This is a genomic window from Nocardia sp. NPDC049526 (genome assembly GCF_044465765.1).
Classification (GTDB): Bacteria; Actinomycetota; Actinomycetes; order Mycobacteriales; family Mycobacteriaceae; genus Nocardia.
This window is the reverse complement of the sequence record NZ_JBITMA010000012.1, coordinates 141937-163305: the sequence shown is the minus strand read 5'-3', so window position 1 is coordinate 163305 and position 21369 is coordinate 141937. Positions and strand designations below refer to the sequence as shown.

The following is a 21369-nucleotide window of genomic DNA, read 5'->3' as shown; positions in this document are numbered from 1 at the left end:
GCGGTGCGACTTTTCCTGTCCAGCTACCGATTCGGCGCACACTACGACCGGCTCGCCGCACTCGTCGGCGAGCCGGGCCGAGTCGCGGTGATTCCCAACGCATGTGACGCCTGGCCCGCGGCCTGGGCGGGTGCGGTCACCAGTGACGTGACCCCGCTGCGCAAGCTCGGCTACTCCCCCGATGTGCTGGATCTGCGCGAATTCGTCGGCCGCGCAACCGAACTGGAAGCCACTCTGGCGAAATACCCACTGGTGTGGGTGCGCGGCGGCAATACTTTCGTCTTGCGCGCCCAATTCGCCCGCAGCGGAGCCGATTTCGTACTGCCGAAGCTGCTCGCCGCCGATGCGCTGGTATATGCCGGGTACAGCGCGGGCGCCTGTCTGCTGACCCCGGATCTGCACGGTCTGGAATCCACCGACGACCCGGCCGAGGTCGAACCGGCATGCGGTATCGAACCACGGTGGGACGGACTGGGTCTGGTCGACCATCGCATCGTGCCGCATCTGGACTCCGCGACCGATCCGGACGGTGAGTCTGCGCTACTCGCCGCCCGCTACCGGGCCGAGGGCATCGCGCACTGGGCGCTCACCGACGATGATGTCGTCGTGGTCGACGGCAGTGATATCGAGATCTTGCGATAGCCCGCGGAACACCACCCAGCGCATCGCGCAGTACATGTAGACCGCCTCGCATGCCCCCGCCAGCAGCCGCGACAGATGGTATTCCAATCCCAGCGCGGCCAGCCCGCCGCCGACGCCGAGGATGAAGGCGAGGTAGTTGATCACGACCACCACCACGTACACCACGGCCTGTCTGCCGACCGGTGCGTGCGAGTGGAAGTTGAACGTGCGATTGAGCACGAAGCTGAGCCCGAATGCGCAGATATAGGCCATCGTGACCGATAGCCATACCGGCAGTCCCAGCCAGCCGTGCAGCACCGTGAGCAGCGCCAGATCGACACCGAAGGTGAAGCCGTTGATCAGCGCGAAGCCGAGAAACGTCGGGGCGACAAGGCGATTCAGCCCCGCGGGCAGCCGCGCGACGACGGCCTCGCACCAGTGGGAAAAGCCCGCCACCAGGGACTCGGTGCTCGTCACGCCGCCAGCATGCCAGCGGCAGGTGTCCATCAGGTGATCGTCCAGGAAACAAGATCGGGTGGCACCCGATCCCGATCATCCGATCTGTGTGAGGGGCGAACGGCGGTCCAGCGCGGACCAGGCGACGAGGCAGCGGCGGCGAGTGACGTCGTCGACGTCTTCCAGGAGGGCCTCGAGCAGGAGGCGGGGTTTGCGCTGCCACTGGTCGGACAGGGTGGCGATCACGGTCTTGCCGAACATGCCCGAGCGATCCAGTGCCGTGACCCATTCGGCGATATCGCCCGCGTGGATGCGGCGCAAAGAATCCGGGTCGATACCCCCGTCGACAACTTCGTAGGAGAACACCGCAGCGACCAAATCACGATAATCCGGCGACTCGACCTGCATGAGACCTCCTCGGCGCGCCTGCGCGCCTACTGGAATCGGACAGCGCCCCGAACGGGCGCCTTGCCCGGAATTCTTATCGGCGTACGGACCCGGCACCACTGGACCGGCCCACATCCCGCCGGGCTCCGCGTTGTAGCAAACCTCCAGGGAGAACCGGACGCGCGGCTGTTACAGTCGGGCACTCACCCTGGCCCGTACCCGCCGTATAGCGTAAGTCGTGTGGACTTGCACGAGCTGATCTCCGGCCTGCCCGACGGCGCGGTACTCACCGATCCCGACCTGCTGGCGGGCTATCGGCAGGACTGGGCGCGCGATCCGAGCGCAGGCACACCGCTGGCCGTGGTCCGCGCGACCGGTACCGATGATGTCGCGGCGACGTTGCGGTGGGCGCACGAACACCAGGTCGCGGTGGTGCCCCGCGGGGCCGGATCCGGACTGTCCGGCGGTGCGACGGCCGTCGACGGCGGCATCGTGCTCAGCACCGAACGCATGCGCGCGATCACCGTCGACCCGGTCACCCGCACCGCGGTGGTCCAGCCCGGCCTGCTCAATGCGGAGGTCAAACGTGCGGTCGCCGAGCACGGCCTGTGGTATCCGCCGGACCCGTCCTCCTTCGAAATTTGCTCGATCGGCGGCAATGCGGCCACCAATGCGGGCGGCCTGTGCTGTGTGAAATACGGCGTGACCACCGATTACGTGCTCGGCATGGAGGTAGTGCTCGCCGACGGCACGGTGGTGCGGCTCGGCGGGCCACGACTCAAGGATTCGGCGGGCCTGTCGCTGACCAAGATGTTCGTCGGCAGCGAGGGCACGCTCGGGGTGATCACCGAACTCACCCTGCGGCTGCTGCCCGCCCAACCGCCGCAATCCACCGTGGTCGCGACCTTCGCGACGCTGACCGCCGCCACCGAGGCCATCCTCTGCATCACCGGCACCCTGCGGCCCGCCATGCTCGAGTTCATGGATGCCGTGGCGATCAATGCGGTCGAGGACGAGATGCGGATGGGTCTGGATCGCGAGGCCGCCGCGCTGCTGGTCGCCCGCTCCGACGCACCGGGCGAATTCGCCAGGCACGAAGCCGAAATCATGGTCGGCATCTGTGAAAAGGCCGGTGCCACCGAGGTTTTCCACACCGAGGATCCAGAGGAAGGCGAAGCCTTCACCGCCGCACGGCGTTTCGCCATTCCGGCGGTGGAGAAGATCGGGTCACTGCTGCTCGAGGATGTCGGTGTTCCGCTGCCACGGCTCGCCGATCTGGTCAACGGTATCGCCGCCATCGGCGCACGCAATGACGTGCTGGTTTCGGTTATCGCGCACGCCGGGGACGGCAATACGCACCCGCTCATCGTGCACGATCCGACCGATGCGGCTATGACCGAACGCGCGCACCACGCCTTCGGCGAGATCATGGATCTGGCCATCGAGCTCGGCGGCACCATTACCGGCGAACACGGCGTGGGCCGATTGAAGAAGGCATGGCTGCCCGATCAACTCGGCCCCGATGTGATGACACTCACTCGACGGATCAAGGATGCGCTCGACCCGCATGGCATTCTCAACCCAGGCGCGATTCTGTAGACGGAACATTCCCGGCCGCTGAGGAGTTTGACCCGATCATGACCACCAGGCTCGAGCACAATGTCGCCGATACCCGATTCGAGATCTATCTCGACGACACCCTTGCCGGGTACGCCGACTACGCCGAACGCGAAGACGCTGATCTCACCCGCCCCGCCGGCTCGGCCGACAACCATCCTCCGAAGGTCCGCGACTTCCACCACACCATGACCTTCCCGGAGTTCCGCGGCCGTGGCGTGGCCGCCCAGGTGGTCGAATACGCGCTGCAGGATTCGCGCGCCGCGGGCTTCGCCATCATCCCGACCTGCTGGTACGTCGAGCAGTACATCGCGGAGCACCGCGAGTACGCCGATCTGGTCGCCTAACGCAGGTAGTCGGCGACGATCGGACCGATCACCGCCAGGGCTTCTGGGCTGGTGAGCTTGTTGTGTTCGTGCTGTACCTGATGGTCGGCAATGGTTCCGGTGACATAGGGCCGCCAGGTTTCGGCATTGGGGATGTACCCGGCTCGGCTGTTGGTGCTGCTGAAGAAGAGCACGTCGCCGTCGAAGACGGCCGGGTGGTAGCCGGCGCTTTCGCGGATCAGCTGCTGGTAGTCGATGTAGAGGTGCTCGAGATCGGTGGGTGTCAGGGCCGCGAAGGTGCCGACGGCAGCGCCCAGGAGTTCGGCGGCGCGCTCGGCGAGCGCCGTATCCCCGTCGAGGTTGTCGAGCAGCGCGGGATCGATTCCGCCGAATTCGGCGAGCAACGCCTCCGGAGCCGGCATCTCGACGGCGCTTTCCGGTTCGACATCGGCGCGGCCATCCATGAGGACCAGGGCCGACACCTGGGCGCCGCGGCATTGGAGTTCGACGGCGACCGCATGGGCGAGCGGACCGCCCGCCGAGTAGCCGAGCAGCCGGTAGGGGCCCGCGGGCTGGGTCAGCAGAATCTGGTCGGCGTAGCGGGCGGCGCGTTCGGTGAGGGTGCTGCCCGGTTGGTTGCCATCGGCCACCGCCGGTGACTGCAGGCCGTAGATCGGGTGATCCCCGTCGAGGTATTGCACCAAACCGGCGTAGCACCAGGCCAATCCGATTGCGGGATGGATGCAGAACAGTCCGGGACCCGTGCCGCCCGGGCGCAGGGCCAGGACAGTGCGCAAGGCCGGATCGACGCCTGACAAATCACCCTCGATGATGCGTTGCGCCAGGACAGCGGGAGTCGGTTCGCCGAACATCCACTGGACCGGTAGATCGAAGCCGCTGCGCGCGCGGATTTCGGTAACCAGGCGAATGGCGACCATGGAGGTGCCGCCGAGTTCGAAGAAGTTGTCGTCCAGCCCGATTCGGTCCGCGCCGAGCACGGCTTCGAAGGCGCCGACCACGAGGCGTTCGGTGCTGGTGACCGGCGGACGGTAGGGCAAATCCTTGCGGCGCACGGTCGTTGGCGGCGGCTGGTGCACGACCATGCCCGGCGGGGCGGTGACATCGAGGTCGTCGATGACGACCGCCGGGTCCGCGGTGACCTCTTCGAGCACCTGAACGAATCGCTGTGTCAACGTTTCCGCGGTCTTCTGTTCGAAGAGATCGCGGGCGAAGGTAAGGATTCCGGCGATACCGGCGGGCGCGCCGTCGGCATCGAATTCCTCGGCCAGCATCCATTCCAGATCGTATTCGGCCCCGACCGCCGCGAGCGATACCGGCGTGATCTCCAGGCCGGGCAACAGAACCGGTTCACGATCGAAGTTCTGGAACACCAGAATCACTTGGAACAGTGGCGAATGCGCGGTCGACCTGGCCGGTGCGAGCACCTCGACCAGCCGCTCGAACGGCAGATCGGCATTGCCGAAGGCGTCGAGATCGGCGTCTTTGGTAGTGGCGAGGATGTTTTCGAAGGTCGCGTCGTGCTCGATCCGGGTGCGCAGGACCAGGGTATTGACGAACATCCCGACAAGATCGTCGAGTTCGCCGTCGCCACGACCCGAGGTGACCGAACCGATCGCCACATCCGTCGCACCGGACAGCCTGGCCAGCAGCACCGCGAGCGCGGCGTGCGCCACCATGAAGACACTCACGCCGTGCCAGCGCGCGATCTCGCGCATCCGTCGCTGCAACGCGCTACCGATGTCGAACTCCACCATGCCGGCACGATGCGTGGCCACCGTTGGCCGCGGATGATCGGTCGGCAGCGCCGATATCTCCGGCAGTCCTTCGAGTGCACCGCACCAGTACTCCAGCTGACTGTGCGCCGCGCTGTCGGGATCGTCATCGGCGCCGAGCAATTCGTGCTGCCACAGTGCGTAATCGGCGTACTGCAACGGCAAGGGCGCGAACTGCGGTGCGGTACCGGCCCGGCGCGCGGCGTAGGCCAGCAGCACGTCACGGGTCAGCGGCGCCGATGACCAGCCGTCCGAGGCGATGTGGTGCATGACGACGATGAGCACCCAGCGCTCGGGTTCGAGGCGCAGCAGCCACACGCGCATCGGAAGTTCTCTGGTCAGATCGAAGCCTTGCCCGCTGGCACGCATGGCGAACTCAGCCGCGAGCTCCGCACCGATATCGGAGACCACCACCGGGACAATGGCTTCGGCTGCCGGTAAGACTTTCTGATACGGATCGCCCGCGGCATCCATCGGATAAACGGTGCGCAGTGATTCGTGCCGGGCGACCAGATCGGGGACGGCGGCGCGCAGCACCTCCGGATCGAGGTCGCCGCGGACCTCGACCGCGATGGGCACATTGTGCGCGGGTGAGGCCGGGTCGTAGCGGTTGAGGAACCACATGCGCCGCTGGGCCGCCGAGAGCGGGATGTGGCTCGGTCGCTCGCGCGGTCCGGGGCGGGGTCCGGGTGGGGCGGCCGCTGTCCGGACCGCCTCCGCGAGGTCGGTGACGGTGGGCGCATCGAAGACGGTGCGCACCGGGATTCGGGTATCGAGTGCGGCACCGAGCCGGGCGACGATACGGGTGGCGATCAGCGAATTGCCGCCGAGAGCGAAGAAGTTGTCGTCGAGTCCGACGCGGGGGACACCGAGCAGATCGCCGAAGGTTTCGGCGATCACCCGTTCGGTGGGTGTCTCCGGGGCGCGATATCGGCCGGCGCGCAGATCGGGTGCGGGCAGCGCCGTGCGGTCCAGCTTTCCGCTCGTGGTACGCGGCAGTTCGGTGAGCGGGATTATGACCGAGGGGACCATATAAGACGGAAGTCGCTGTGCTACAGCGCTCTCGAGCAGATCGGGCGCGAATTCGACACCGGGTACCACGTAGGCGACGAGCACTTCACCGACGGTGGCATCGGTGTACACGCTGACCGCCGCCTGGTCCACGGCCGGGTCGGCGAGCAGCGCCGATTCGACTTCCCCGAGTTCGATGCGCAGGCCGCGCAACTTGATCTGCAGGTCCGAGCGGCCCAGGTATTCGAGGTCGCGCCCGCGCCAGCGCACCAGGTCGCCAGTGCGGTACATGCGTTCACCCGGTCGGCCGTACAGGTCGGCGACGAAGCGCGTTGCGGTCTGGCCGCCGCGGCCGTGATACCCACGGGCCAGTGCGATGCCCGCCAGATACAGCTCACCGGCGACGCCTTCGGGCACCGGATGCAACCGATCGTCGAGCACGAGTGCGGACATGCCCGCGATGGGGCCGCCGATGTTGACCTCGTCGCCCACTCGCAGCGGGCTGCTCTCCGTTGCCCAGATGGTGGTTTCGGTCGGGCCGTAATCGTTGAAATGCAGGCGGTCCGGCGCGGACCAGCGGGCGACCAATTCGGGCGGACAGCGTTCACCGCCGGTGATGATGACGCGCACCGCGTCGCATCCGGCCGGATCGACCGAGGCCAGGGCCGCAGGGCTGATGGCGATGTGCGAAACCTGTTCGCGTATCAGCAGTTCCGCGAGTTCCGGGCCGCCGAATGCGGTCGGGTTCGCGATGACCAGGGTCGCCGCCGGACCCACCGCAATCAGGAGTTCGAGTACCGCGGCGTCGAAACTCGGTGAGGCAACGTGCAGGACGCGGGAGGTGCTGGTGGTCCCGCCGCGTTTCTGTTGTGCTGCCGCGAGGTTGGCGAGTCCGGTGTGGGTGACGACGACGCCTTTGGGTCTGCCGGTCGATCCGGAGGTGAACAGGACGTAGGCGGGGTTTTCGGGCCGCACGTTCCGCAGCTCGATCGGTGAACTGGCTGTGGCATCTAGTGATTCGATGACGTCCGGGTCATCGAGGGCGAGCCACCTCATCGAATCCGGCAGACTCGGCTCGATCGAACTCCGGGTGATGCCGAACTCGGCACCCGAGTCCGCGATGATCTGTTGGATCCGCTCGGCCGGGTAGCCGGGATCGACCGGGACGAAGGCCGCTCCGGTCTTCGTCACCGCCCACAGGGCGAGCACCGACTCGAGTGAGCGGCGCAGGGCCACCGCGACCAGCGTCTCGGGACGCGCACCCGCGCGGATCAGTAAGCGAGCCAGTCGATTCGAGCGCTCGTCGAGCTCGGCATAGGTCAGCGTCGCGGTGCCATCGACCACCGCTGTGCCGTCCGGGTTCGCGGAGACCGCCGCTGCGAGCAGCTCGGCCAGCACGCGCGGCGGCCGCTCGATCCGCGCCCGCCGGGACAGCAGATCTCGGCGATCGGCAGGCGCAAGCAATTCGATATCCCCAACGGGTACTTCGGGATTCGCCGCTACCGCGCTCAGCACGCGCAGCCAGCGCTCGGCCATATGCGCGACGGTCGCGCGGTCGAACAGGTCGGTGGCGTATGCGATCCGGACCGACAGGCCGGAGGAATCGGTCTCCGCCACCGTGAGGCTCAGATCGAAACGAATGCTCGGCTGGTCGAGCTCCAGCGCTTCGGCGCGCAGGTCCGGCAGCGCGAGTTCGACCGGGGCGAGGTTCTGCATCACCAGCATTGTCTGGATCAAGGGGTGCCGGGAGGCCGAGCGGGTCGGTTCGAGCAGGTCGACGAGCCGCTCGAAGGGCACGTCGGCGTGGGCGAGTGCGTCGAGGTCGGTGCGCCGAACCGCGGCGAGCAGTTCAGTGAACGTTTCCGCGGCACGAATTTCGGTGCGCAGCACCAGGGTATTGACGAACATGCCGACCACATCGTCGAGTTCGGCGACGCCACGGCCCGCCACGGGGGTGCCGACGGCGATATCGGTGGTGCCGCTCAGTCGGGCGAACAGCACCGCGAGTGCACTGTGCAGCACCTGGAATCGCGTGCATCGGTTCGCGGAGGCGAGTTCGTCGAGGCGTGCGGTGAGTGCGGCATCGAATTCGCGGTAGACCGTGCCTGCCCGCATTGATGCGGTCGGCGGGCGAGGGCGATCGACGGGCAGTGGGAGTTGATCGGGCAATCCGGTGAGTGTGTCTTTCCAGTACTGAATCTGCTGTGCCAGTGGTGATTCCGAATCGTGCTCGGAGCCCAGACGCTCGTGCTGCCACAGGGTGTAGTCGGCGTACTGCACCGGAAGCGGGGTCCAGTCGGGTACCGCGCCGTCTCGCCGGGCCGTGTAGGCAGTCATGACATCGCGGGCAAGTGGGCCCATCGAGAACCCGTCGGTGCTGATGTGGTGGATTACCAGCACCAGTACGTGTGTGTTCTCGGCGAGCCGGAACAGGCGCAGCCGCCATGGCACCGTGGCGGTCACGTCGAATCCCGCACCGACGCAGTCCATGATCGCGCCTGGCAGTTGCGCATCGGTGACAGTGATCGGATCAAGTTCCGGGACAACAGAATCCGTTGGCAGCATCATTTGATATCCGACACCGTCGCGGGCCGGATATACCGTGCGCAGCGACTCGTGCCGCTCGAGCACATCGCGCACGGCCGCCTCGAGTGCTGCCGGGTCCAGCCTTCCGGTGAGCCGCAGCACGATCGGCACGTTGTAAGCGCCGGAATCGGGATCGTATCGGTTGACGAACCACATCCGCTGCTGCGCGGGTGAAAGCGGGATCCGTTCTGGCCGTGGCCCGCGCCGAGGACCGGTGCGATCCATGGTGGCCGTGGTGCTCAGCCGCGCGCCGAGCGCGCGGACGGTCGGCGCTTCGAAGATCACGCGGACCGGCACCGAAATCGCGAGGGCCGAGCCGAGCCGAGCGGCGACTCGGATCGCCGAAAGCGAATCACCGCCGAGTGCGAAGAAGTCGTCGGCCGCACCGACCTTTTCACGGTCGAGCACCGTACCGAAGACATCGGCGACCAGGCGCTCTCGCCCGACCGGTTCGACGTATTCGGCCACCGCCAGTTCGGGTTCGGGCAGTGCGCGCCGATCGACCTTGCCGTTTCCGGTCAGCGGCAGCTCGGTCAGTACGGTGATCGTCGCGGGTACCAGATGTCTCGGCAGGCGCTGGGACAGGTAGTCCCGCAACTCGTTCGCTTTCAGGACCGCATCCTCGGTCGGCACCACATAGCTGGCCAGCACATGGACCCCGGCCGGACCCTGGCGCGGCACGGTGATCGTCATCTCGACACCGTGACACTTGCGCAGCACTGCATCGACTTCACCCGGCTCGACTCTGATGCCGTGCAACTTCACCTGGAAGTCATTGCGCCTCAGGTACTCCAGTCGCCGCCGGGACATACGGCGAACCAGATCGCCGGTGCGGTACATCCGCTCCCCCTGCGTTCCGAACGGGTTCGCCACGAACCGCGCCACCGTCAGTCCCGGCTGCCCGACGTAGCCACGGGCAAGTCCGGGTCCCATGACATACAGCTCGCCGGTCGCACCGATCGGTACCGGACGCAACCACGAATCCAATACGGCCAGACCGGTTCCCGGCAGCGGTGCTCCGAGATCCGCGGGTTCTCCCGGACGCAGTGGGCCACTGAACGTCGCTGCCACTGAGGCTTCGGCGGGGCCATAGGAATTCAGCAGCACCCGGCCCTCAGCGAGGCGGGCGATCAGCTCCGGCGGGCACGCCTCGCTGCCGGAGACCAGCACTCGCACGCCCGCAAATGCGGTCGCGGGCACCGTGGCCAGTACGGCGGGAGTCGAGGTCAAGTGGGTCGCATCGGATTCGGTGAGAGCCGCGCACAGCTCGGCACCGGCATTCGCCTCCGGCGGCGCGATCAGCAGGGTCGCACCGGTTTCGAAGGCGGACAACCACACCAGAATGGACGCATCGAAACTCGGATTCAGACAGTGCAATACGCGATCACCCGGCCCGGCTCCGATGGCGGCGGCGGTACCGCCCACGAGACCGCTCAGACCGGCATGGGTGACGACTACGCCCTTCGGTGTTCCGGTCGAGCCGGAGGTGTACACGATGTAGGCCGGGTGTGCGCCATGCAATGGCCTGCGTCGATCCGCGGCTGTCAGCGGCGCCGTGGTCACCTCCGGACCGTCTAGCACCTGCCACGGCACCTCGTCCGGCAGTTGATCCCGCACCGTCGCGACAGTCACCCCGAATAGCGCACCGCAGTCGGCGGCGATATTGATGATCCGCTGCGCAGGCTGGGCCGGATCGACCGGTACAAAGGCGGCCCCGGACTTCGCGATCGCCCACACCGCGACCATCCACTCCGGTGATCGCGGCATTGCGAGCAACACAGCCGTTTCCGGTTCCGCGCCGGCCTCGATCAACACTCCGGCGAGCCGATTCGACTGCTCGTCCAGTTCTCGATAGGTCAATTCCGTTGGACCGTAACGGATTGCGATCCGGTCGGGGTGGATACCACCCGCCAGGATCTCGGGGAGCAACCGCAGTGGCTGTGGATGTGCGCGCAGCACCTCCCCGGGGTCTGCTCCGTTTACGGCCATGACCAGCTGTTTCGGATCCTCGCCGAGCCGCGTGAGAAGGCGGGCCAGCCGCCCCGCCAGGGCTTCCGCCTCGGTGGTGTCGAAGTACTCGGCCGAGTAGCTCATGGTCAGACGTAGACCGCCGTGGCCGTGTGCAGCCAGTGCGAGTGGATAGTGGGTGCTGTCGTAGGCACGGAATCCGCTGACGCGCAATGCCGCCCGCTCGGCCACCGCCGTGAGCGCCGCGACATCCACCGGATACGACTCGAACACGAGCGCGGTGTCGAAAAGTGGCCCGATACCGGCCGCGGCCTGAATATCGTTGAGCCCCAAAGTGTGATGGTCGAGCAAGCGCGCCTGCTCACGATGTACGCGCCCGAGCAGGTCCGCCACCGACTCGGCTGGTTCGAGGGTGATCCGCACCGGAATGGTGTTCACCAGCATGCCGACAATGCGTTCGGCCCCGGGCAATTCGGGCGGACGGCCGGATACGATGGAACCGAATACGATGTCGTGTTCCCCGGTCAGCTCCGTCAGCAGCAATGCCCACGCGACCTGCACAATCGTGTTGAGGGTGACACCGTGCTCAGCGGTAATCCCCTGGAGTGCGGATACATTCGGTTGCCCCAAAGGGACATCGATGGTCCGAACGGGTTTCGACACTCGCTCGTCCGCCGACCGGTTCGCGCTTGCGGCGGCCATGGCCGGAGCCCGCCCAGCGGTCACCAAGGTCGGACCTGGTAGGTCGGCCAATGCGGCGGACCATGCGGCTCGGGCAGCAGTGCGGTCTCGGTCCGCCAGCCACTCCAGGTAGCGCCGATACGAAACAGCTGGGGCGAATCCCGCACTGTCACCGTCGGTTTCGTACAGCATGAGCAGCTCGCCGAAGAGCAGCGGCATGGACCAGCCGTCGAGGATCAGGTGATGGTTCGTGATCACCAACCGGACATCGCGCGCGCCGCAACGCACGCAGCGCAAGCGCAGCAGTGGTGGCCGATCCGGGGCAAAGGGTGTCGCGAGTTCCGCGTCGGCGAGGCGGTCGCATTCCGTCGCGTCCGCTTCGATGTAGCTCCATGGCACGGTTACCTGCTCGAGTACCAGCTGAACCGGCGCATCATCGCCGGACAGGAAGGCCGTGCGAAGCGCCTGGTGTCGCTCGACGAGCGCGCAGGCAGCCCGCTGCAGCCGTGCGACATCCACCTCGCCGTCGAATTGGATTACCGCCTGTACCGAGTACCCGTCTGCGCGTCCGGCGGCCAGTTGGGTGTGGAACAACAGACCTTGCTGCAGTGGCGCGAGCGGCCAGACATCCTCGAATGCCGGGTACCGCGACTCCCATTCGTCGATCTGCTGTTGCGTCACTGATACCAGCGGCAGATCCGACGGAGTAGAACCACGCGCATCCGGTGCACGCAGCAGTTCGGCAAGCGAGGTGAGTTCCGATGTCCACCGCTGCGCGATATCTTCCAGATCCGAGGCCGAGGACCTGGTATGCCAGACCGCCTGCAGAACAGGGCCCTCAACGGTCTCCAGTGCCACGGCGTCGATCGTGATATCCCCTGCCGCAGGCAAGTCCGGGCCGCCTGCCAACGACGTCACAACCGAATCCGGCAGCCACGGCTCACCCACATCGACAGCAGGCACCTGCCCGAGGTAGTTGAATCCGATCCGCGGCCGCACGGACGATAACCGCTCGCGCCCGATCGGATTCAGATACCGCAACAGCCCGAACCCGGACCCGCCCCGGGGCACCGCGCGCTCTTGTTCCTTGACGGCCTTCAATGCCGTCAACGGATCGGCCGACCCGACATACAACCGCACCGGGAACTGACTGGTGAACCACCCGACCGTCCGGGAAAGGTCCGCCCCCGGCACCAATCCTTCATCCCGACCATGCCGCTCGACACTCACCAGCACTGGGCTTCGGTCCCCTCGCAGCCGCGTGACCGCGCACGCCAAGGCACTCAACAGCGCCTCCTCCACCCCACACCGCAACGCCACCGGCAAACGCTCGAGCAGCGTCTTCGTCACCTCGGCGGGCAGCCGAACCTCGATCTGCTCACGGACTCGCCGTGTTTCGTCAGCCACGCTCTCCGGCCCCATCTCGAGGACATCCGGCGCATCAACGGCAATGTCACTGCGTCCCGTCGGCACCTCGATCGCATCGCCGCGATCTCCCTGGCCGCCACGCTCCCCCGGCGAGAGCGCTGCCTCGCGGCGACGTCGCAACGGCGGATCCGGCGTGGCGAGGACCTCGGACCAGTAATCCAGCTCCTCGACCACCGAATCATCGGCGGCGGCCACGGCCAAAGCGTGCGCCCACGTTCGCATAGACGTGCCGACCGGCGGCAGTACCGGCTCATCTCCCGCCGCGATCTGGGTCCATGCGGTGATCAAATCGGCGAGCACGATCCGCCAGGACACCGCGTCGATGACCAGGTGATGCGCCACGATGACGAGGTGACCGGCCCGCGTCGGCCCGGCATCGAGCCACACCATGGCCAGCATTCGGCCGCGGTCCGGGGCGAGACGATCCGTCGCATCCGCGATAGCCCGAACGGGCGCGTCCGACGAAATCTCGGAACATACGGCCAGCAGCGTGTCCGCGTCGACCGTCCCGACCGGGCGAACCTCGAGTTCCCCATCCACCAAGGCCGCACGCAAGATGTCGTGCCCGTCAATGATGGCTTGTATGGTGCGCACCAACGGGTTTCGCTCGATACCGACGGGCAGGGTGAGCACCATCGACTGGGCGAAGCCGCGCGCATCGGTCGACTGTTCGAGCAGCCAGGAAACGATGGGAGTGCGGGGTATCCGGCCGATGCCCGCACCCGGCAGTTCACGCAATAGCGGGCGACCTGTGGGTGCCGCAACGAATCGGGTCAGGTCGGCAGGTGTCGGATGCTCGAAAACATCACGGGCCGTGAAGATCAGCGCTTCGGCGCGGGCCCTGGATACCAGCTGAATAGCCATGATCGAATCGCCGCCGAGGGCGAAGAACGACGATTCCGCGTCAACGGTCTGCGCGCCGAGGATCTCGGCGAATATCGCGCACAGTGCGCGTTCGGTTTCCGTACCCGCCGCATGCACCGGCTCGGTCGCCATGGGCTCGGGTTCCGGCAGGGCGCGGCGATCGATTTTGCCGTTGCCGGTCAACGGCAGCGCGTCGAGCACGGTGATCGATCCGGGTACCAGATGTCTGGGCAGCCGATGCGCACAGAAGTCACGTATGTCCGAAACATCCAGGTGCACAGGCGGTTCCCTATGATTGATCGGAACCACATACGACGCCAACATCGATCCGCCCGCAGCAGTGCGCCGCAGTACCGTCACCGCGATCTCGACACCGGGATGCATGTCCAGCACGGCATCGACTTCACCCGGCTCGACCCGCATTCCGTGCAACTTGACCTGGAAATCCGTGCGGCCCAGATATTCCAGTACCGGATCCGACGCCCCATCGTGCTCCGCATCGATCGGATGCTGCATTCGCCAGCGGACCAGATCACCGGTCCGATACATCCGAGATCCGCTCGGCCCGAAGGGGTTCGCCACGAAACGTTCGGCGGTTACGCCCATTCGTCCCGCATAGCCCCTGGCAAGCCCGGACCCGACGATGTACAGCTCCCCCGCAACCCCGATCGGCACCGGCCGCAACCAGCGATCCAGCACCAACAGACCGGCCCCTGGCACCGGACGCCCCAACCCCGATGGCCGAGCCGGTGTCAACCGATCCGTGAAGGTGACCGCGACCGTAGTCTCGGTCGGCCCATAAGAATTCAGCAATGTCCGCCCGGCCCCGAACCGTGCCACCAACTCCGGCGGGCAACTCTCGCCACCGGATGACACCGCATGCACCCCGTCCAACGCATCGGTGGGCAGAGTCGCCAAAACCGCGGGCGTCGAATAAAACTGCGTCACGCCGAAGTCCTGGATCACCCGCGCCAACTCACTCCCGGCCGCCTGATCCCCCTCCGCGACAACCAAGGTCGCGCCCGCCGAGAACGCCAGCAGTAGCTCCAGTAGCGACGCATCGAAACTCGGGTTCAAACAGTGCAATACCCGTGCCCACGGCCCCGAATAGAACGAATAACGCTCCGCCGCAACCAGTCCCGCCAAGCCGACATGCGAAACCACAACCCCTTTCGGCACGCCGGTCGACCCGGAAGTGAATATGACATAGGCCGCGTGCTCCGCCCGCAAGATCTCGCGCACTTCCGAACCCGCCGCGGCATCGGCATCGGCATCGGCATCGGCATCGGCATCGGCATCGGCATCGGCATCGGCATCGGCATCGGCATCGGCATCGGCATCGGCATCGGCATCGAGCACAATCCAGGTCACATCACCGGGCAGTCCCGGAACCAGGTCCGACGTCGTAATCCCCAGCTGTGCACCACATTCCGCTGCCATCCGCGCCACCCGCCCACTCGGATTCCCGCGCCCGATCGGCACGAACGCCGCGCCCGATCGAGCCACACCCCAGAAGGCCAGCACCGATTCGATCGATCGAGGCAACGCGCTCAACACCGGAATATCCGGTCCCGCGCCGAGACTGATCAGCTTGCGCGCCAACGAATTCGAGAGCCGGTCCAGTTGCGCATACGACAACGTCCGGTCACCACATATCACCGCGGGTGCGTCGGCCTCCGCTGCCCGCAACCCCGCCTCCAGCACCTCGGGCAATAGTCGTACCGCCGAAACCTTCGGCCCATGTACCCCACGAAGCAGATGGCGCTCGTCGTCGAGGAAGTATTCGAGCTCCCGGACCGGCGTATCCGGCTTCGCGGCGAGCATCGACTCGAACAATCCGATGAATCGGTAATGGTGCCGGGCAAGGGAATCCGCGTCGTACAACTGCGGATTGGCGGTGAAGTCGACGTGGATCGGACTGTTCGCGCCGTGCTGATACAGGTTGACGAACAGATCCTCGATCGGCCCCGACGTCAGTACGTGCAGTGCGGTTCGAACACCGGTGAAAACGACTTCTGTCGGGAACAACATGATGTTGAATACCGGCCCGACGAGCCCCCGTCCCGGCATCGCGGCATCGGAATCGTCCGCACCGTGCCGGATTTCCTCATGCCGGTACCGCTGGTGCCGCAGTGCACCGGACACCTCGAGCCGCACCGCCGCGACGATATCGGCGACCGTGCTGTCCGCGGTGACCGCGATCCGCAACGGCACCACATTGGCCAGCATGCCGCCCGAACGCCGCAGCATCGCAGTGGTCCGCCCGGATACCGGCAGGCTCAGCACCACCTCCTGCTCACCGGTCATCCGCGCGTAATACAGCGCGAGCGCCGCTATCGCCAATGCCGCCGAACCGACACCGAAGCACGCCGCCGCGGTTTCCATCCGCTCGATCGTCAGCTCCGAGAGCTCGATCCGATGCTGACGCCCCAGCGCGTGTGCGGGTGCCGGCGCATCCACCAGACTGCACCGCTGCGGCATGTCCGCCATCCGCTCGGACCAATACGCCGCATCGGCCGCGAATCGCGTCGACGAGCGATAGCTCATCTCGGATTCGTGCACCTCCCGCAGGCTCGCCGCCGTCGCGGGCGGCGGCTCGACACCTGCCAGCGCTGAGTTGTACAGCTCGGCGACCCGGTACAGCCCGGTCACCGACCCGAAGCCGTCCAGCACAATGTGATGGGCCCGCGAGTACATCAACACCCGGTCGGCACCGACCCGCAGCACCGCCGATATCGCGAGCCGATCCCGCAGCAGATCGATCGGCGCCGCCACATCGGCGCGCATCCAGCGCAGTGCCTCGGCATCCGGATCCGACGCGGCGCGGAAATCCAGGTACCGGGCCTCCGTCTCGATCCGATGGTCGACCACTTGATACGGCAGACCATCCTTCTCGATCAACCGCAGCACGCCCGATTCGAACTCGTGCGCGGCCTGGCGACCGACCCGGATCAGCAGGTCGAGATCGAGCGGTCCGGACATCTCGATGTACTGCGCCTCGTAGAGCGGCACATCGGGATCCAGCCGCTGGGCGTACCACATCCCCAGCTGCGCGGGTGAGAGCGGAAAAACCTGAGTGTCAGCGGCAAGCGATGGCCGTGCCGATGACAGGCCGTGCGACATGAGCAACCACCCGGATCAGTTACCTCGATGCCGTCCGACGGGCACCGGTTTACCGTTGGTCCGTGCGTGCGTCGCGTCGACCGTAACCTCCTCGGGCTCGAGGTCGCGGACAAGCTCCGGATCTTCCGCCGCCATGTGCTCCTCGGCCCACGTTCGGACCATGTCCATCACGGATCTCGTGAACGGACATGGCATCTCGGTCATGGACAGCGAGATCCAATTCATCCCCGACCGCGGTCCAAATGCAATCTTGGTCATATCCCCACCTCGTTATGTTTACGAAGTCGAGTATCCACCCTTTGCGGGCATCTTTAATAGTCAACGAGCGATCTGACCTAATTAATTCGGCTGGCGTTCGAAATGATGTTCGGCAATATGTAACGCGCGACCGCGCAAGGGCGACACACCTGTGAAGACCGTTCCCGGCGCGACCTCGTCGATCGAGGTGCGCAGTATTTATTTGCGCCTTCTACCAGGCGAATCAGTATCGGACCTCTTGCGCAACATCAATGTGCTGCGCAATGTATCGAAGTACTCCTGTCAAGGACACGAATAAACAACCGATCGGCTTCGGAATTATTTCGCCGAACATTCGTGCCCCAAAAATGAGGGTAACCCGGGCACAAAAAGACCGGGTGTTCACACCGCTCGGCGCAGCGGCGTAAACACCCGGTCGGTACTGCGTTATCAGCCCCGCAGCAGTGCGCGCGACATGACGACGCGCTGAATCTGGTTGGTGCCCTCGTAGATCTGAGTGATCTTGGCGTCGCGCATCATTCGCTCCACCGGGAAGTCGGTGGTGTAGCCCGCGCCACCGAAGAGCTGCACGGCGTTGGTGGTGACCTCCATGGCCACATCGGAGGCGAAGCACTTGGCGGCGGCGGAGATGAAGCCGAGGTTCTTCTCGCCGCGCTCGGCGCGGGCCGCGGAGGTGTAGACCATGAGGCGGGCGGCCTCGATCTTCATCGCCATATCGGCGAGCATGAACTGGGTGTTCTGGAAGTCGGCGATCGCGGTGCCGAACTGCTTGCGGTCCTTGGTGTAGGCGATCGCGGCGTCCAGCGCGCCCTGCGCGATGCCGACGGCCTGTGCGCCGATGGTCGGTCGGGTGTGGTCGAGGGTCTGCAGCGCGGTCTTGAAGCCGGTACCCGGCGCGCCGACGATGCGGTCACCCGGCACCCGGCAGTTCTCGAAATACAGTTCGGCGGTGGGCGATCCCTTGATGCCGAGCTTGTGCTCGAGCGGGCCGACCACGAAGCCCTCGTCGTCCTTGTGCACCAGGAATGCGGAGATGCCGTTGGCGCCCTTCTCCGCATCGGTCACCGCCATGACGGTGTACCAGGAAGATTTGCCGCCGTTGGTGATCCAGCACTTGGAGCCGTTGATGATCCAGTCGTCGCCGTCCTGCTTGGCGCGGGTGCGCATGCCGGCGGCGTCGGAGCCGGCCTCACGCTCGGACAGCGCGTAGGAGGCCATCTCGCCGTTGACGATATCCGGCAGCACCTTCTGCTTGAGCTCCTCGGAACCGTTGAGGATCAGGCCCATGGTGCCGAGCTTGTTGACCGCGGGGATCAGCGACGACGAACCGCAGACGCGGGCGACCTCTTCGATCACGATGCAGGTGGCGACCGAGTCCGCGCCCTGGCCGCCGTAGGCCTCGGGCACGTGCACCGCGTTGAAGCCCGCGGCGTTCAGCGCGGTGAGCGCCTCCTCCGGGAAGCGGGCGTTGCCGTCGACGTCCTTGGCGTACGGAGCGATTTCCTTCTCTGCCAGTCCGCGGATGGCCGCACGCAGTTCGTCGTGGAAGTCCTCGAGCTGGAAAAGGTTGAAATCGGGGTTTCCCGCCATGGGACACACTCCTGGGGTTTGTCGGTCGTGATTTTGCTGGATCGGAGTTCCAACAGTCGGCACTCAGTGCCATTCTACGATGAAGTATACGCCCAAGTAGCTTCGTCAAGTGCGGTTACAGCATGGCACTGAGTGTCAGATACTGCATACTATGACTCCGGTCACAGACTACCGAGCTGCCGCGTCACCAGATCCGCCACCTGCCGCGGCGGCATATCCCTCGGGAACACCGCGACCACCATTTCCGCCGCCCCCGATCCGCGACCACGCGGAATCGCCGCCAACTCCTCGCGCAGATCCGCCGCACCCGCATCCGATTCGCCGCGCACCATCCGGCGCAGCAGGTAGTTGTGCGTGGCCGTCACCGCGGCGGTGAACTGCACTCGCGCAAGATCCGGCACCTCCGGCAGCCGATCACGCAGGTAGTCGGTGAACAACCGCTCGTACCGGAACACGGTCACGATCTCGCGCTCGCGCAGTGCGGGCACCTTGCGCACCACCCGATACCGCCGCTCGGCGATCTCGCGCCACTGGGTGAACCGTTCGAACACCTGCACCACCGCGGCACATACCGCCTCCCACGGATCCCCCTGCGCCGCCGTCAAGAACTCCGCCGCCTGCGCCAACTGCGACTCGTGATCGGCGAAGATCACATCCTCCTTCGACCGGAACTGCCGAAAGAACGTCCGCCGCGAAATCCCCGCCGCCTCCGCGATCTCATCGACGGTCGTCGCCTCATACCCCTGCTCGGCGAACAACCGCAGCGCCTGATCCACGACGGTCAGCCGAAACCTGGCCGCATCATCCCCATTACGCCCCCGAACGGTTTCCTCAATCGCCACCGCATCACCGTACTGACCCCGGCCGATGCGTGATCCGCATGGCCGAAAATCGACGAAAGCACTCAGCTGTGGCCGAGGAGTTTGCTGCGGAGCGCATCGTCCTTCTCCAGGACCATGGCTTCCAGGCCGGCCTGGAACTGCTCCATCCGAGCGCGCAGGGCCGGGTCGGCGGTGGCGAGGATGCGGGCGGCGAGCAGGCCGGCGTTGCGGGCACCGCCGATGGAGACGGTGGCCACCGGGACGCCCGCAGGCATCTGGACGATGGACAGCAGGGAGTCCATGCCGTCGAGATATTTGAGCGGGACGGGGACGCCGATGACCGGGAGCGGGGTGGCGGAGGCGACCATGCCCGGCAGGTGGGCGGCGCCGCCCGCTCCCGCGATGATGACCTTCAGGCCGCGGCCCGCCGCCTCGCGGGCGTAGTCGAGCATGCGCTGGGGTGTGCGGTGCGCCGAGACGACGCCGACTTCGAAGCGAATATCGAACTCCGCCAAGGCGATTGCGGCGGCCTCCATGGTCGGCCAGTCGGAGTCGCTGCCCATGATCAGGCCAACTTGCGCATTACTCACCGTGGGGATCCCATCCGTCGGTCCAAATCGCGTGCGACATCCAGTGCGCCGCGCGCTCCGCTTGCTCGCGCACCACGGCGACATCGTCGCCGAGCACGTTGATATGCCCGATCTTGCGATCCGGACGTTCGCCCTTGCCGTACAGGTGCACCTTCGCCTGCGGCAGTCTGGCGAAGAGGTGGTGCAGCCGCTCGTCCATCGACATGGTCGGCGCCTCGGCCGCGCCGAGAATATTCGCCATCACCGTGACCGGCGCCAACGGACTGGTGTCGCCGAGCGGGTAGTCGAGCACCGCGCGCAGATGCTGTTCGAACTGGCCGGTGCACGCGCCGTCCATGCCCCAGTGGCCGGAGTTGTGTGGGCGCATGGCCAGTTCGTTGATCAGGATGGCGCCGTCATCGGTCTCGAAGAGTTCGACGGCCATCGCACCGACCACACCGAGTTCCTTGGCCAGGTTCAGCGCGAGCGTCTCGGCCTGCGCGGCCAATTCGTCACTCAGGTCCGGCGCGGGCGCGATCACCACAGCGCACTGGCCGTTGCGCTGCACCGTCTCCACCACCGGCCAGGTCGCGGCCTGACCGAATGGCGAACGCGCGACCATTGCCGACAGTTCGCGCTTCAGATCCACCTTGGCCTCGGCGAGCAGCTGCACACCGTGCGCGAGCTGATCGGAAACGATCGTCTCGGCCTCGCTCGCTGATTCCGGCATCCAGACACCGCGCCCGTCGTAACCGCCGCGCACTGCCTTCAGCACGATCCGCCAGTCGTGCTCGTCACCGAATCGCACCGCATCGGCCGCCGAAGTAACGGGCACGAAGGCGGGCACGGGCAACCCCAGCTCGGACAGCTTGGTCCGCATGGCCAGCTTGTCCTGCGCGAAAACCAGCGCGCGCGGCGGCGGCTGCACATTCACGCCCTCGGCGACCAGCGCCTCCAGATGTTCGGTCGGCACGTGCTCGTGATCGAAGGTGAGGGCATGCGAGCCGACGGCGGCCTTACGCAGCGCGGTCAGATCGGTGTGGCTGCCCAGTACGACCTCGGGGCTCACCTGTGCGGCCGGGTCATCCGGATTCTCCGCCAGCACCCGCAGCCGCTGACCGAGCGCGATGGCGGCCTGGTGCGTCATGCGCGCGAGCTGGCCACCACCGATCATCGTGACGGTGGGCATAGCGGCAGGATCGAATGAACGACGGGGGGTCACGTCGTGCAATCTTGTCATGTCCGGGCACCGTGACCCCTACCGGTACAC

Annotated in this window: 10 protein-coding genes; 3 read left to right on the top strand and 7 right to left on the bottom strand. The window is 66.2% G+C overall.

Annotation, left to right across the window (positions count from 1 at the left end; genetic code table 11):
* Positions 1-3: 3 nt before the first annotated feature.
* Positions 4-642 carry a Type 1 glutamine amidotransferase-like domain-containing protein gene (locus tag ACIBW7_RS32655; protein WP_397053087.1) on the top strand — a complete coding sequence of 213 codons (639 nt, stop codon included), beginning with the start codon at positions 4-6 and terminating at the stop codon, positions 640-642.
* Here the strand turns inward: ACIBW7_RS32655 and ACIBW7_RS32650 are convergent.
* A complete protein-coding gene (locus ACIBW7_RS32650) occupies positions 541-1128 on the bottom strand; it encodes a GtrA family protein (protein ID WP_397053085.1) in 588 nt (195 codons plus the stop codon). The two genes, ACIBW7_RS32655 and ACIBW7_RS32650, sit on opposite strands and share 102 nt — an antisense overlap.
* A 45-nt stretch (positions 1129-1173) precedes the next feature.
* On the bottom strand, positions 1174-1485 hold the full coding sequence (locus ACIBW7_RS32645; RefSeq protein WP_397053083.1) for a hypothetical protein: 312 nt from the start codon (positions 1483-1485) through the stop codon (positions 1174-1176).
* 219 nt (positions 1486-1704) lie between these two features.
* Between ACIBW7_RS32645 and ACIBW7_RS32640 the strand changes: the two genes are divergently transcribed.
* Positions 1705-3063 (top strand): FAD-binding oxidoreductase, encoded by a 1359-nt coding sequence (locus tag ACIBW7_RS32640; RefSeq protein ID WP_397053081.1) that lies wholly within the window; start codon positions 1705-1707, stop codon positions 3061-3063.
* A 38-nt stretch (positions 3064-3101) separates the two neighbouring features.
* The gene (locus ACIBW7_RS32635) at positions 3102-3428 is read left to right on the top strand and encodes a GNAT family N-acetyltransferase (RefSeq protein ID WP_397053079.1); all 327 of its coding nucleotides are present in this window, start codon (positions 3102-3104) and stop codon (positions 3426-3428) included.
* Here ACIBW7_RS32635 and ACIBW7_RS32630 read toward each other — a convergent pair.
* From ACIBW7_RS32630 to ACIBW7_RS32610, 5 genes are all read right to left on the bottom strand, one after another.
* Positions 3425-16861, bottom strand: a complete 13437-nt coding sequence (locus ACIBW7_RS32630; RefSeq protein WP_397053077.1) for an amino acid adenylation domain-containing protein — start codon at positions 16859-16861, stop codon at positions 3425-3427. The genes ACIBW7_RS32635 and ACIBW7_RS32630 overlap by 4 nt on opposite strands.
* Before the next feature lie 687 nt (positions 16862-17548).
* Positions 17549-18709, bottom strand: a complete 1161-nt coding sequence (locus ACIBW7_RS32625) for an acyl-CoA dehydrogenase (RefSeq protein ID WP_040687001.1) — start codon at positions 18707-18709, stop codon at positions 17549-17551.
* Positions 18710-18870: 161 nt separating this feature from the next.
* Complete coding sequence (locus tag ACIBW7_RS32620; RefSeq protein WP_397053075.1) at positions 18871-19551, bottom strand: TetR family transcriptional regulator; 681 nt, start codon at positions 19549-19551, stop codon at positions 18871-18873.
* 62 nt (positions 19552-19613) lie between these two features.
* Positions 19614-20129, bottom strand: coding sequence for a 5-(carboxyamino)imidazole ribonucleotide mutase (gene purE, locus ACIBW7_RS32615; RefSeq protein ID WP_397053229.1), 516 nt, complete (start codon positions 20127-20129; stop codon positions 19614-19616).
* Complete coding sequence (locus ACIBW7_RS32610; protein WP_397053073.1) at positions 20113-21339, bottom strand: 5-(carboxyamino)imidazole ribonucleotide synthase; 1227 nt, start codon at positions 21337-21339, stop codon at positions 20113-20115. The genes purE and ACIBW7_RS32610 overlap by 17 nt, the downstream gene beginning before the upstream one ends.
* Between the last annotated feature and the right edge of the window lie 30 nt (positions 21340-21369).

Bases quoted from the DNA above. Each gene is read 5' to 3' on its own strand.
- ACIBW7_RS32650 (WP_397053085.1), bottom strand. From the start codon at position 1,128: ATGGACACCTGCCGCTGGCATGCTGGCGGCGTGACGAGCACCGAGTCC.
- ACIBW7_RS32645 (WP_397053083.1), bottom strand. From the start codon at position 1,485: ATGCAGGTCGAGTCGCCGGATTATCGTGATTTGGTCGCTGCGGTGTTC.
- ACIBW7_RS32635 (WP_397053079.1), top strand. From the start codon at position 3,102: ATGACCACCAGGCTCGAGCACAATGTCGCCGATACCCGATTCGAGATC.
- ACIBW7_RS32630 (WP_397053077.1), bottom strand. From the start codon at position 16,861: ATGTCGCACGGCCTGTCATCGGCACGGCCATCGCTTGCCGCTGACACT.
- ACIBW7_RS32625 (WP_040687001.1), bottom strand. From the start codon at position 18,709: ATGGCGGGAAACCCCGATTTCAACCTTTTCCAGCTCGAGGACTTCCAC.
- ACIBW7_RS32610 (WP_397053073.1), bottom strand. From the start codon at position 21,339: ATGACAAGATTGCACGACGTGACCCCCCGTCGTTCATTCGATCCTGCC.